The sequence below is a fragment of the Psychromicrobium lacuslunae genome (assembly GCF_000950575.1).
GTDB classification, from domain to species: Bacteria; Actinomycetota; Actinomycetes; order Actinomycetales; family Micrococcaceae; genus Renibacterium; species Renibacterium lacuslunae.
Genome location: NZ_CP011005.1, coordinates 1,549,591 through 1,562,351, shown reverse-complemented (window position 1 = coordinate 1,562,351; position 12,761 = coordinate 1,549,591). Strand labels below are relative to the sequence as shown.

Annotated in this window: 11 protein-coding genes and 1 tRNA gene; 6 read left to right on the top strand and 6 right to left on the bottom strand. The window is 58.9% G+C overall.

Translation table 11 applies throughout. The features are described from left to right. Positions 1 to 23 precede the first annotated feature (23 nt). Positions 24 to 980, bottom strand: coding sequence for a helix-turn-helix transcriptional regulator (locus UM93_RS07280; RefSeq protein WP_045074689.1), 957 nt, complete (start codon positions 978 to 980; stop codon positions 24 to 26). Positions 981 to 1,070: 90 nt separating this feature from the next. Here UM93_RS07280 and UM93_RS07275 point away from each other — a divergent pair, with 90 nt between their 5' ends. Next, positions 1,071 to 1,271, top strand: a complete 201-nt coding sequence (locus UM93_RS07275; RefSeq protein ID WP_045074687.1) for a helix-hairpin-helix domain-containing protein — start codon at positions 1,071 to 1,073, stop codon at positions 1,269 to 1,271. Here UM93_RS07275 and UM93_RS07270 read toward each other — a convergent pair. The 5 genes from UM93_RS07270 to UM93_RS07250 all read right to left on the bottom strand — a co-directional run bounded on the left by UM93_RS07270 (position 1,268) and on the right by UM93_RS07250 (position 5,381). Next, the gene (locus tag UM93_RS07270; RefSeq protein WP_045074686.1) at positions 1,268 to 2,242 is read right to left on the bottom strand and encodes a redoxin domain-containing protein; all 975 of its coding nucleotides are present in this window, start codon (positions 2,240 to 2,242) and stop codon (positions 1,268 to 1,270) included. The genes UM93_RS07275 and UM93_RS07270 overlap by 4 nt on opposite strands. A 106-nt stretch (positions 2,243 to 2,348) precedes the next feature. Then, positions 2,349 to 2,421, bottom strand: a tRNA-Arg gene (locus UM93_RS07265). A gap of 67 nt (positions 2,422 to 2,488) precedes the next feature. After that, entirely contained in the window at positions 2,489 to 3,997 is a 1,509-nt protein-coding gene (locus UM93_RS07260) for an FAD-dependent oxidoreductase (protein WP_045074685.1), read from the bottom strand. Beyond that, positions 3,994 to 4,911 (bottom strand): FAD:protein FMN transferase, encoded by a 918-nt coding sequence (locus UM93_RS07255; protein WP_234399397.1) that lies wholly within the window; start codon positions 4,909 to 4,911, stop codon positions 3,994 to 3,996. The genes UM93_RS07260 and UM93_RS07255 overlap by 4 nt, the downstream gene beginning before the upstream one ends. Positions 4,912 to 4,913: 2 nt before the next feature. Continuing rightward, positions 4,914 to 5,381 carry an FMN-binding protein gene (locus tag UM93_RS07250; protein ID WP_045074684.1) on the bottom strand — a complete coding sequence of 156 codons (468 nt, stop codon included), beginning with the start codon at positions 5,379 to 5,381 and terminating at the stop codon, positions 4,914 to 4,916. Between the two features lie 171 nt (positions 5,382 to 5,552). Between UM93_RS07250 and UM93_RS07245 the strand changes: the two genes are divergently transcribed. From UM93_RS07245 to UM93_RS07225, 5 genes are all read left to right on the top strand, one after another. Continuing rightward, complete coding sequence (locus UM93_RS07245) at positions 5,553 to 6,776, top strand: MFS transporter (protein WP_045074683.1); 1,224 nt, start codon at positions 5,553 to 5,555, stop codon at positions 6,774 to 6,776. A gap of 88 nt (positions 6,777 to 6,864) precedes the next feature. Further along, on the top strand, positions 6,865 to 8,256 hold the full coding sequence (locus UM93_RS17085; RefSeq protein ID WP_052663672.1) for an HNH endonuclease family protein: 1,392 nt from the start codon (positions 6,865 to 6,867) through the stop codon (positions 8,254 to 8,256). Between the two features lie 61 nt (positions 8,257 to 8,317). Further along, positions 8,318 to 9,979: an arginine--tRNA ligase gene (argS, locus tag UM93_RS07235; RefSeq protein WP_045074682.1), complete on the top strand. Its 1,662-nt coding sequence runs from the start codon at positions 8,318 to 8,320 to the stop codon at positions 9,977 to 9,979. A 2-nt stretch (positions 9,980 to 9,981) separates the two neighbouring features. Continuing rightward, on the top strand, positions 9,982 to 11,421 hold the full coding sequence (lysA, locus tag UM93_RS07230) for a diaminopimelate decarboxylase (RefSeq protein WP_045074681.1): 1,440 nt from the start codon (positions 9,982 to 9,984) through the stop codon (positions 11,419 to 11,421). Next, entirely contained in the window at positions 11,421 to 12,758 is a 1,338-nt protein-coding gene (locus tag UM93_RS07225) for a homoserine dehydrogenase (RefSeq protein WP_045074680.1), read from the top strand. Before lysA ends, UM93_RS07225 begins: the two co-directional genes overlap by 1 nt. The last annotated feature ends 3 nt before the right edge of the window (positions 12,759 to 12,761 follow it).

The following is a 12,761-nucleotide window of genomic DNA, read 5'->3' as shown; positions in this document are numbered from 1 at the left end:
TTTGATCTCGACCCGGAGCGTGACTAGCCCGCGGCCGACTGGCGGAGCCTTTCCGCCATCAATAGTGCCCGCTCGCGTAGCTCAACCGGCGCTACGATCTCAAAGTCCAGGCCACTGCCCGCCAGCTGCCCAAGTGGTGAATCCAAAGAGTCCCAGCCCAGTCGCATCACTGTCTGTTGAGGCCCTTCAGATTCCAGTACTGCGGTGCCGGTGGAGAAGTACTCAGCGACCGTGGAGGCAGCGGCATAGAGCCGAACTACCAGGTCGTAACGGTAAGGGGATCGGGTAATAGCCCGATGTACATAGTCGGTGAGATCTTTGGCCGGCAGTGGACGCGGCGCGAATCGCTGGCGTTCGCTCGGCTTGCCGAGAATTCGGTCGACCCGGAAAGTTCGCCAGTCTTCGCGGTGTACGTCCCAGGCCACCAGGTACCAACGATTGCCGGAATCCACTAATCGGTATGGTTCTAGAACTCTGCTGGAGGTATCACCGTCGTGCTTTTGATACCGCACCCCGAGCGCTCGCCGCTCCGAGATAGCGGCGGAAAGCTGGGTCAGCAACTGCGGGTCGATGGCATCATGTGGCACCGCGATCCGGCTGACGGCATTTTTCAACGAGGTGAAGCGCGGGCGCAGCCTCGGTGGCAAAACCTGTTCAAGTTTGCTGAGGGCACGCACTGAGGCTTCACCGATACCAGCCACCGGCCCGACCGCGACGGTGCTCAGGCCAAGGGCCACCGCCAGTGCTTCGTCGTCGTCCAGCAGCAGCGGTGGCAAATCAGCCCCCGCCCCGAGCTGGTACCCGCCGGCCACGCCGGGGGAGGCATTGATCGGGTATCCCAGGGTGCGTAGTTTGTCGATATCACGCCGTACGGTCCGCTCGGTGACCTGCATCCGGTCGGCTAGCGCCGCTCCGGTCCATTCGCGGCGCACCTGAAGTAGCGAAAGCAGTTGTAGCAGCCGGGCTGAGGTCTCAATCATGCACTCAGCTTAGGCAAAATTCAGGACAAAAGCTGTCCTGAAAGCAGCAAAGCTGGCAGAACCTTCCTGGCGGCTGAATAGACTGACCCCATGACCGATCAGCAGAACACTCCACTACCTAAAATTGGCGCACCGGCCACTGGCGCGCTCAAGCTCGCGGGATTCGCCAGTTTGGATTCCCTCGACGGTGTCTCCGAGCGCCAGCTGCTCGCACTGCACGGAGTCGGCCCCAAGGCGATCAGTATCCTCAAACTGGCGCTCGCCGAGGCAGGGTTTAAGCTTGCTGACTAGCTAGCGCCTGGCATCGGATTTTCACGAAGCCAACTGTGCACCTGATTGGCGTGTTGATCCGGCGGGAAGATGGGGTAAAAAGCGTGTTCAATCACGCCGTAGTTAATGATCAAAGTCAATCGTTGGTAAAAACTTTGACCGGCAATGTCGAAGCGAGGTAGCTGCAATGCCTCAGCGAGCTCGGTCTGAGGATCGCTCAGCAAGGGGTAGGGCAGATGCAAACGCTTGGCTAGTTCTTGCTGATAATTCAGGCCCTGGCCGGAAAGACCATAGATAGCTTCGGCTCCGGCAGCACGCAGCGAATCGATATTGTCACGGAAGCCACAGGCTTCGGGAGTGCAGCCACGCGCACCCGGAATGTTGTCCCAACCCTCGGGCATATCAACGCCCGGCACCCCGGTGGAGGGGTAAATAAAAAGCACCCAGCGGCCGGTTATTGCTGCCAAATCAATGGTTTCACCGGAAGTGCTCGGCAGGTTCAACTCCGGGAGGGACAGGCCCGGCAGGTGATCGGCGAGGCCGTCATCTTGCGGAACCGGAAGGTTCTCCGGGAGTTTTTCGTAGCTTGTGCTGGGCATCTGGGATACCTCCATTGTCTCTGAGTTCGGAAAGCCGCGGGCCGCAGCGGTGTATAGGCGCTGTTGGAGCAGCTCGCGATACTGATTCAGCTGCGCAACGGTTGCCTCGATTCTGCTTATCTCGGTGCGGTAGGCGATCAACGAGTCGGCGCATTCGTCGCCTTGTTCATGGCCGAGCCGCAAACAATCGATAAATGGTTTGGTGCCCTCAACGGAAAAACCCAGGCCGCGTAGTTCGAGGATTTTCTCCACGATAAAAGCGTCAGCTGCCGAGTAGTCACGATAGCCATTGCTGAGCCGGGATGGCTTCAGTAGACCGCACTGTTCGAAGTACCGTAGCGCTTTGACGCTGGTGCCACATTGTCTGGCTAGTTCCTTGGCTAACACGCTCATCACCTCCAGAAATGACGATAAACCTGTCCCTTAGGGGATGAGTCAAGTAGGAGTGAAGTTACCTGTCGGCGGGCCACGACGCAGCGATAATAAGAATGAAGCAAAGTGCCCTCGATAGGATTCGAACCTACGGCCTGTTGCTCCGGAGGCAACCGCTCTATCCCCTGAGCTACGAGGGCAAGGGACTCATAGAGTTTAGCAGCTAAGTCCGACCGAAGAGCAAACTGAGTTCGGCGAACGGCTCGGCTAGTAACCCAAGAAGCTGTCGGTATGCACCTTGCGAGCGCCAGCATGGTGACCGATGCTACGTGCGTGGGCGACAAAAGTGGGGGAGCCTGAAGCATAGCTGCGACGGGCGGAAATGTCTGGTACCGCGGTCTTGAGTTGCTCGGCACTAGGATAACCGGTGCTGAGATACTCGCCCACGCCAGGGTCTTCCGGGGCACTGATCAGCAACCGAATACCTTCAGCAGCAGTTAGCTTGAGAAGTTCCTCACGGTAGCCGAACTCATCAAGTGAGCTGATCACATAAAGCAGGACCACGTCCCGATGTTCAGCAGCGCTGTGCTGCAAATGCCTTAGCTGACTCAGGAATGGGGTGATCCCAACGCCGGCCGCCATCAGCAGCAGCGGAGCGCGACCAGCAGGCAGGACGAAATCTCCCCAGACTCCGGTGGCCGAAATAACAGCCCCGGCTTTCAAGCTGTTCAGCTCTCGCTTAAAACTGCTGGAGGGCTCTGCTAAACGTAGTCCGAAGGCCAGCTGAGCGCCCTGGCGCGGATCAGTAGTCAGGCTGAAGACCCGTCGGCTGCCGCGCCAGTCCGGTTTGCGGTGCGGCAAGGAGAGCTCCATGTACTGTCCGGCGGCGAAGCGAACCGGTCTAGCGGCGCTAAACCTATATTCCATGCTGGTCGGAGTGAGCTGCCGGGCACCCTGGAAACTCAGCCGTAGGCCGCCGCGTTGGCCAACCGTGAAGGCCAGCAGATTCCCGATTAACAAAGCCAACTCAGGGGTCGAGAAGACCGGCCCGAGCTGGAACGGTACGGAAAACAGCACCGCGACCAGCCCAGCCAACAACCACTGCTGATAACGTCTCGGCGGCAAGGTAAGCGGCTCGGAGAGCATGAATCCGACAAAAAACAGCACCGGCAACGAGGCAAAGGGCTGGCTGAGCGCTGCGCCGAGCGCCAGGCCATTACTGAGCAGTCGAACGATGATGATGGTGGCGGCAGTAACAATGAAAATAGCAGCGAAGATCAGTTTGGAACTGCGATAGAGCACCAGTGCTGCAGCAGGAACCAGGAGCCAGAGCATGGCCGGAGTTGCCGTCCACCAGGTAGCAATATTCAAGCCGGTGAGGGAGACCAGGAACGCTCCGATTGCTGCGGGATTAAAAATGTGTCGGCCCCGCCAGGCCAACAGGAACTTCGATGCGGAGGCTGTCGCCGCTGCCAAGGCAATACCGGCCAGTTCGCCGGCCTGCAGGCTCGGCCAAAACAGGAAGTAAATCAACAGACCGCTGATTAAACTCGATTCCAGTTGCACCTTCACCCGGAACACTAGACCTAAAAGCCAGCTCACTAGCGTGGTGACCAGTAAAGAGATAAGCAGGCTGGCGAAGATCGCGGGGAGTCCGAAGGTCAGCCAGCCCAAGAGGTCGAGGATTATCGAATAGAGCGCCAATACGCCCAGTACTACCAGTACCAGTCGATACATGGTGAAACGGCCAAGTAAGCCATCAAGCCAGGCTCTCATTGCTGATCACTCCTGAAAAATAGTTCGCCGTCAAAGTTGGCTGACACTTCTGCTCGCCCATCAGAAAACAGCCGCACACTGGCAAAATCAAAGTCCTGCTGCAGCACCGAATGGTCGGTGAAGAACAAAGCTGTAGCCAGGCCGTCCGCATGCATGGCATCGGCGGCTAAGACCCAGCTGGCAACCACAGTCTGCACTGGTTGGCCGGTACCGCCATCTAGCACATGATGTAAACCATCGCCCCAGTTCCGTCGATTGCTGGCGGAGGCGCAGATTGCTCGGTAGTTCGTATTGCGCCCACCGAGCTGCACGACGCCGATCGCCGAGCTGGCATCGTAGGGATGCTCCAGCGCAATGCTGAGTGGGCTAGACAGGGAGGTGAACATATCGCCGCTGGCGTCAATTACGAAATTCATCACCCCGTGCTCGGTGAGTAATTCGGCTAACAGGTCCACCAGCTGCCCCTTGCCTGCTGCACCGAGGTCCAGAGCCACCGGCAGTTTGGTGTGTAGCTGCGTACCTTGCCACTCGATGGCGGCCTGCCAACTGGGTGGGGGCAGAAATCCGTCGCCGGCTCGCAGGCTATAACTGGCGTCATAGCCCAGATGGCTGAGCGAGTCGCCAACCAGTGGGGTCATCGCCCCGTCGGTCAACTCGTACAGCTTGCGGTAAAACTCTGCCAGCTGCTCAGCTGGCGGAGGAAGCTGATAGCGCCCCGGTTCTCGGGCAGCTTGAGAGACCAGGGAATCGCCGCGGAATCGAGAGAAGGCTTGATCGTAGCGCTCGATCAGGGCGCCAAGCTCCTGCCTTACCGTCGGGCTCAGTTCTTCTGCGGTATCAATTTGCCAATGCGTGCCAATCGCTTCAAAACGATACTGCGCCTGAGCAGCCACCTCTTCCGCCGCGTTATTCACGATTAGCTGGATGCTTCCTTTTTGATTTCTTCAATAGCCTGGTTGAACCCGCCGCTGGTCAGCGAGGAGCCGGAGACCTTCGAGACATTCAGTTCATCGATTTTCTTGCCGACCACGAGGGCATTGATGCCGGAGATGAATTCGCCCTGGAATTTCTGCGTATTGGGGTTGGAGGGATGCGGAGTGAGCTCCAGCTCGCTCACCACCCCGGAGCTCAAGGTCAGTTTGACGCCGATGGTCTCTTGGCCATTGGGGGAGGTGTAGTTGCCATCCGCACTGTAGCTGCCATCTTTGTAACCACTGCTGCTGGAACTGCTGCTAGTGGTCGCTGAGGAGGAACTCTGATCACTGCTGCTTGCGGGGGTTGACGGCGCACTTTGGGTTGCTGCCGGTGCGCAGCCGGCGACGCCCCCGATCAGGGCGATTCCGGCGGCCGAGACGAACAGTGATTTGCGATGGGTGATTTTCATTAATCCTCCTATTGGCGTGGCTGTCATTCTAGGAGACGTTGCGAATCGGTGAAGAGTTCAACTATTTACCTTGAGTTTCGCTGTGAACCGGAACAGCACTGTGAGCAACGGAACACGTCATCTGAGATGTATTCCCCTGCTGGTATCTATATGCACTGATAACGTTGCAGAGTGGTGAAGTCAGCGTCTTTCAAAGGTAGGGTCCTTGCCTTAGTCGGGATTCTGCTGGCCGCTGGCACCTTAAGATCGGCGGTCACAGTGGTCCCTCCGGTAGTGCCGGATATCGCTAAAGACTTAGCTATTGACTCGCTGACCATCGGCCTTATGGGCATGCTGCCGACCCTGGCTTTCGCTCTTTTCGGGTTCTTCACCCCGCTGATGATGCGCTGGACCAGCTTGGAAAAGCTACTGATCGCCTCCATGTCGGTGGCTGCTATCGGGCAGGTTGCCCGGGTTTTTGCGCCAAATACCCCGGTATTCTTGATTTTCACCGTGCTGGCGCTGGCCGGCCTCGGTGCCGGGAATGTGTTGCTGCCGCCGTTGGTCAAACACTACTTTCCAGACCGCCTAGGTCTGGTGACGGCGCTCTACGTGACCATGATCAGTGTCGGTACTGCCTTGCCGGCGCAGTTCGCCGTGCCGGTATCGGCAGCAGCAGGCTGGCAGACCTCGCTCGCTAGTTGGGCCGCTTTCAACTTTATTGCCGCAGTGCCCTGGCTGATCACGCTTTTCAGCGAGTCACGGCGAGGGAAAACGGCTCCAGCGGATGCGACAGCGGGGGAACCGCCGAGCGAGGCGCCGCTTAAGCTGAGCGTCTGGCGCTCGCCAATGGGACTTGGGCTGACCCTCATGTTCGGCTGTACCTCGCTCAATACCTACTCGATGTTTGCCTGGATGCCGCAGATCCTTACCGAAGCCGGGCTCAGCCAGGCAGCCGCTGGCTCGATGCTTGCGCTATTCGCGGGCCTAGGGCTGCCGCTGAGTCTGATTATTCCCTTGTTCGCTAGCCGGATGCGCAACCCAATGCCAATAGTGCTGGTGCTGCTGGTCAGCTTCGTCGCTGGCTATCTGGGGCTTCTGCTGAGCCCTGGCAATCTGACCTGGTTATGGGTGGTGCTGGCCGGAATCGGGCCTGGTACTTTCCCACTCTCGCTCTTGCTGATCAATATGCGTACTCGATCCAAGCAGGGGGCCGGTGCATTGTCCGGTTTCAGCCAGGGTGTCGGTTACGGCTTGGCATGTATCGGCCCGTTATTGTTCGGAATTCTGCATCAAGCCACCGGAGGTTGGACGGTCGGCTTCCTCTTCCTCTTTGTTACTTTGGCTTTACTGGGCGTAGGCGCGCTCTATGCATGTCGGCCAAGTTTTCTGGAAGATCAGCAACTGAAGCGTTAGTAATCCGGTTGCTGACTTTCTAAAACATCGGGAAATACCCTGCCAATTTTCAGGATTCCCGGCTAATCTTCCTGAGAAGAGTTCACCTGTGGACTGGGAAACCTTGAGGAAGATTGCGAACCGGGAGATGCTGAAGCAGTCGGCTAGCCATACCCAGCAAAGCACTGACCAAGAACCACCGAGATCACGGTTCTGGTTGGGGCTGACTGCGTGGGTGGCTGTCATCGTGCTTATTGTGTTTATTGGCGGTGCGCTACGCAATGTCTTAGAGTCACCGGCCTCAACGTCACCTAGCAGCGATCCGCCGGCCACGATTTATATCACCCTGCCGCCTACCGGCGACGCCTCGATGGATCTACCACCGATTCAGCCGGTCCCGGTTTCCACTGTGGTTCCGGCCGGTGCCCGAGCTCCGCACGCCCAGCCGCCCGCGCACACTCGTGCGGTGGACCTCTTGGCTCGGCTACCTATTAAGCCTGCTGCCTCAAACGCTGGCTATCAGCGCTCAAAATTCGGCCCAGCCTGGCCAGATGTGGATCACAACGGCTGTGATACTCGGAACGATATTTTGCGCCGAGATTTACAGCATCTTGGCTTTGCAGCTGGTGAGCCGAAGTGCGTGGTGGAATCGGGAGAGCTTCTCGATCCTTACAGCACCAATAAAATCAACTTCAAGAGTTCTCTGCCAAGCAGTGTGCAGATTGATCAGGTGGTGTCCCTCGCGGATGCCTGGCAAAAGGGTGCCCAAGGGCTAAGCCCGGCACAGCGAATAGCTTTTGCCAATGATCCGCTCAACCTGATTGCCGTCGAGTCGATGACCATAATCTCAAAGGATTCAAAGGACGCCTCCTCCTGGCTGCCCAGTAATGATGCCTACCGTTGCAGCTATGCGGCCCGGCAGATCAGTGTTAAAGCGACCTACGATCTGTGGCTCAGCAAGATTGAGCATGACGTTCTCGCTGCGGTCTTGTCGAACTGCCCCGAGGTCCTAGTGCCGACTGACCAACATTCCACGGCCTCCTTCTTCCCCGGGTGGCCGGTGCAGAAGTACCCGATAACGCAAGCCAAGCCGACACAGAGTGTGGCACCGAAACTGCCCGCGGATCCCTCGCTACCCATCGCTGAGCCAAGTTCGCCAATGCAGCCGACAGTTCCCGCCGATCCTCAGAAAACAGCTCCGGTCACACCGACTGCGCTGCCTTCGGCTAGCAGTGATCCTTCGGTCTCCACTCTGGTCACGCCACGTTGCCGGGTCTGGCCCACTGGAACAGGCAGCCCGACACCCCTGCCGTCGAATTGCCCGAGCTCCTCAACAGAGCCGCCATCGCAGACCCCGACGCCGAGTCCGAAACCTTCTACTGACAGCCCAAGCACCGAGCCAACTTCTCCGGAGGGTTCGGCAACCCCGGCTAATCCGACTCCGAGCGCCTCGGCTAGCCCGAGTCCCACCCCTTCGCCAGTGATCACTCTCACGCCGTAGTATTGCGTGCGCAGAGAGCTTCGTCTTGGGCGGCTTAGCCCCTTCCAACTATGCTTGAGCGGTGACTCCCGATGAACTCTCTCTTGCTCTGACCGATGCCCTGCGGGCCGCTGTGACCGAAAGCGAGCTCAGCGTAGCCCGCGATGCCATCCCGGCACAGGTTAAGGTCGAGCGACCGAAGAATCGAGAGCATGGCGATTGGGCCACGAATATTGCGTTGCAGCTGGCGAAGTCTGCGGGCGTGCCGCCGCGCACGGTGGCTGAGATTCTTAAAGCACGGCTGGAGGCGATTGCCGGGGTGTCCCGGGTTGAGATTGCCGGTCCAGGTTTTCTGAACATCACCTTGGACGCCGCCGCTGCCGGTGCGCTGGCGAAGAACATTGTGATAGCCGGTGCACGCTACGGTCAGAATGATTCGCTGGCCGGGCAGGTCATTAACTTGGAGTTCATCTCGGCTAATCCCACTGGCCCGTTGCACCTCGCGCACACCCGGTGGGCAGCGGTAGGTGACTCCCTGGCCCGAGTCCTGAGGGCGAGCGGTGCGAAGGTCAGCAAAGAGTATTACATCAATGACGCGGGTTCGCAGATGAACAATTTTGCTGCCTCGGTGCTGGCCTCGATCAAGGGAGAGCCCACGCCCGAGGGCGGCTACCCGGGATCCTATATTGATGATTTGGCGCATCAGGTGCTCACCGAACACCCCGCCATTCGTGAACTCACCGAGGTTGCGGCACTGCCAGTCGTGCGGCAAGCCGCCTATCAGGCGCAAATGGCCGATATCAAGGAGACCCTCGAGGCTTTCGGCGTGCATTTCGATGTCTTCTTTTCTGAGCAGAGCCTGCACAGCAGCGGAGCCATTAGCCAGGCGGTCGACCGGCTGCGTGCTCAAGGCCACGTCTTCGACCAGGACGGCGCGGTCTGGTTGCGGACCACTGATTTCACCGATGATAAAGATCGTGTGTTGATCCGGGCGAATGGCGAGCCGACTTATTTTTCCGCCGACGCAGCTTATTATCTGTCGAAAAAGGACCGTGGTTTCGATCAGAAAATTTACCTATTGGGCGCTGATCACCACGGCTATATCGGCCGGTTAAAGGCGATTGCCGCTTGTGCAGGTGACGATCCGGAACACAATATTGAAGTGCTGATCGGTCAGATGGTTTCGGTCAACGGCGCCCGGCTTTCTAAGCGGGCAGGAAACATTGTGGAATTGCGTGATCTGTTGAATTGGCTGGGCGCGGACGCCTTGCGCTATTCGCTGGGTCGATCACCGGCTAACTCGCCGCTTTCACTCGAGCCGGAGCAATTGCAAAAGGCCAGTAATGACAACCCGGTGTTCTACGTGCAGTACGCCCATGCTCGAACCAAGGCTGTCGACCGGAATGCCGAGGCAGCAGGTGTCGGCGTGGTTTCCGCTGATTTTGCTTTTGACGCTAGCTTGCTGGAGCACCCGACCGAATCAGAACTACTGGCCGCCTTAGGTAGCTTCCCTTCAGTCGTGGCCGAGGCAGCAAAATTCCGCGAGCCGCACCGGGTCGCCAGGCATCTTGAAGTGATCGCTGGCGCCTATCACCGTTGGTATGACGCGTGTCGGGTCACTCCGCAAGGTGAGGAGCCGGTAACCGATCTCAACCGCACCAGATTGTGGCTCAATGATGCCACCGGACAGGTCCTGGCGAACGGCCTTGATTTGCTCGGCGTCACCGCGCCGGAGAGGATGTAACGATGCCCGCTTCAGTGCTTGCCCCGGCTTGGCTCAGCTACCCCGATTCGAGTAACGCTCTGCGTGCGCAGGAATGGGCAAGTGATGTGGTGCGTCACCCGGCGGGGGAGCTAGCGATCGACGGAGTTAGTGTGCACCGTCTCGCTGAAGAGTTTGGCAGCCCGCTATTTGTCATGTCTGAGGCCGATTTCCGGCGTCGGGCTCGGGAATTCAGAGACTCGTTCAACGCTGCTTTTGCGGATATTTGTGGCGGCGTCGATGTCTATTACGCCGGAAAGTCGTTTCTCTGTACCGAGGTTGCCCGCTGGGTGATCTCCGAGGGACTTCGCTTAGACACCTGCTCCGGCGGTGAATTGTTAGTGGCTGAGCGAGCAGGGGTGCCGGCCGAAAGCTTGAGCCTGCATGGCAATAATAAGTCCGAGGCCGAGTTGCGGCGCGCGCTAGCCTTAGGCGTGGGCAGGATCGTCGCCGATTCGCTGAGCGAGATCGAAAGAATCGATCAGCTGGCTGGGGAACTCGGCGTCCGCGCCAATGTGATGCTGCGGCTCACCCCCGGGGTACACGCGCACACCCACGAATTTATTGCCACCGCGCACGAAGATCAGAAGTTCGGGCTTTCATTGGCCGAGCTGACCAGCGACACCGGTGAGCGCAGCAGTATCGCTGAGCAAGCGGTGCTCGCCGTACATCACTCCGAGCGAATAAATTTCCTTGGTCTGCATTGCCACATTGGCTCGCAGATTTTCGACGCCGAAGGCTTCGCTGAAGCCGCTCGTAGGTTGTTGGCCTTCAGCGCGGATTTGCGGGACCAGCACGGCATCGCGGTCTCCGAGCTGGATCTAGGTGGTGGCTACGGCATTGCCTACACCGAAGCCGACACCCCTCGACCGACCGCCGAAATTGCTGAGCAGATGGCTTCTGTAGTACGCGCCGAATGTGTCAAGCACGGCCTCAGCGCCCCCCGGATCTCAATAGAGCCAGGCCGGGCTATTGTCGGCCCTAGCACCTTCACGCTGTATCGGGTGGGTACCGTCAAGACCGTCTTGGTAGACCAACCAGCTGCGGGTGAGCAGCCAGCGGAGCGTCGGTATATTGCGGTTGATGGCGGAATGAGCGATAACCCGCGTCCGGTGCTTTATGAGGCCGACTACACCGCCGTGTTAGCAAATCGAGCCAGCTCTGCCGCGCCGGTGTTGAGCCGAGTGGTGGGTAAACACTGCGAGAGCGGGGATATCGTGGTCCGCGATGTCTACCTGCCAGACGATGTCGCTGCTGGCGATCTGCTCGCTGTGCCGGCGACCGGAGCGTACTGCTGGTCCCTGGCAAGTAATTACAACTATTTACCCCGCCCAGCCGTGGTTGCCGTCCGCGACGGCGTTCCCCGCGTCATTGTCCGGGCGGAGACCGAAGAAGATTTGCTCGCCCGCGATCCAGGAGCCTAATGACCACCCCATTCGCCTCAGAACAAGAGCACCAGCCATTGAAGGTGGCCCTTTTGGGCTGCGGCAATGTCGGCTCTCAAGTTGCTCGCATCTTGCTACAAGACGCTGACTCGCTGGCTGCTAGAACGGGCGCCCGGCTGGAGCTGATCGGCATTGCGGTGAGGCGTCTAGAGGCACCCCGCGAGGTGCCCTTGCCTGCGGAGTTATTCACCACTGATGCTGAGTCGCTGGTCAAGGAAGCTGATCTGGTAATAGAGTTGCTCGGCGGTATTGAACCAGCCAGATCGCTGATTCAAACGGCCATCGCACACGGTGCGTGCGTGGTGAGCGCTAATAAGGCCCTGCTCGCGGCTGAAGGACCAGCGCTCTACGAACAGGCGGACGCCGCCGGTGTGCAGCTTTCCTACGAGGCAGCGGTGGCCGGAGCCATTCCGATTCTGCGGCCGATTCGGGATTCTCTCTCCGGGGACAAAATCACCCGAGTACTGGGCATCGTCAATGGCACGACTAATTACATCCTCGACCAGATGGATAGCACTGGGGCGGACTTTGCTACCGCGCTGGCCGAAGCGCAGCGACTGGGTTATGCCGAAGCTGATCCGACCGCTGATGTGGAAGGTCATGATGCTGCCGCGAAGGCAGCGATCCTCGCCTCACTGTCCTTTCACACCCGCTTTGCGCTCCCCGATGTGCATTGTGAGGGGATTTCATCGATTAGCGCCGCCGATATCGAAGCGGCCAAAGAAGCCGGTTTGGTGATCAAACTACTGGCCATCGCTGAAAAGTCACAGAGCGCTGACGGCCTCGCGGGGGTCAGCGTACGGGTCCACCCCACGCTGCTGCCCCGCGAACACCCCCTGGCCGCCGTGCGAGGTGCCTTCAATGCTGTTTTCATCGAGGCGGAGTATGCCGGGGAGCTGATGTTCTACGGTCAGGGAGCCGGTGGTAACCCGACCGCTTCCGCGGTGCTCGGCGATCTGGTGTCGGCCGCGCGGCGTATCGTGTTGGGCGGTCCGGGACGAACCGAGACCACTACCGGGCAGGTCGCCGCGCTCGGTATCGACCAGGTGCAGACCAGTTATTGCATTGGCCTGACGGTGACAGATCAACCTGGCGTACTGGCCCAGATCACCCAAATTTTTGCCACGCATGAAGTCTCGATCGAGACGATGCGGCAAACTATCCACCACGGTGAGGCGGGCGAACCAAGCTACGCCGAGCTGCGCATTGTGACCCATCGAGCCGTTGAATCAGCGCTCGCCAGCACGGTGCAGAAAATTCGCGAACTTCCGGTGATTACCGGAGTTACTTCCGTCCTCCGAGTAGAAGGAATCTGACGA

Bases quoted from the DNA above. Each gene is read 5' to 3' on its own strand.
- UM93_RS07260 (WP_045074685.1), bottom strand. From the start codon at position 3,997: ATGAGAGCCTGGCTTGATGGCTTACTTGGCCGTTTCACCATGTATCGA.
- UM93_RS07225 (WP_045074680.1), top strand. From the start codon at position 11,421: ATGACCACCCCATTCGCCTCAGAACAAGAGCACCAGCCATTGAAGGTG.
- UM93_RS07250 (WP_045074684.1), bottom strand. From the start codon at position 5,381: ATGAAAATCACCCATCGCAAATCACTGTTCGTCTCGGCCGCCGGAATC.
- UM93_RS07280 (WP_045074689.1), bottom strand. From the start codon at position 980: ATGATTGAGACCTCAGCCCGGCTGCTACAACTGCTTTCGCTACTTCAG.
- lysA (WP_045074681.1), top strand. From the start codon at position 9,982: ATGCCCGCTTCAGTGCTTGCCCCGGCTTGGCTCAGCTACCCCGATTCG.
- UM93_RS07275 (WP_045074687.1), top strand. From the start codon at position 1,071: ATGACCGATCAGCAGAACACTCCACTACCTAAAATTGGCGCACCGGCC.
- UM93_RS07270 (WP_045074686.1), bottom strand. From the start codon at position 2,242: ATGAGCGTGTTAGCCAAGGAACTAGCCAGACAATGTGGCACCAGCGTC.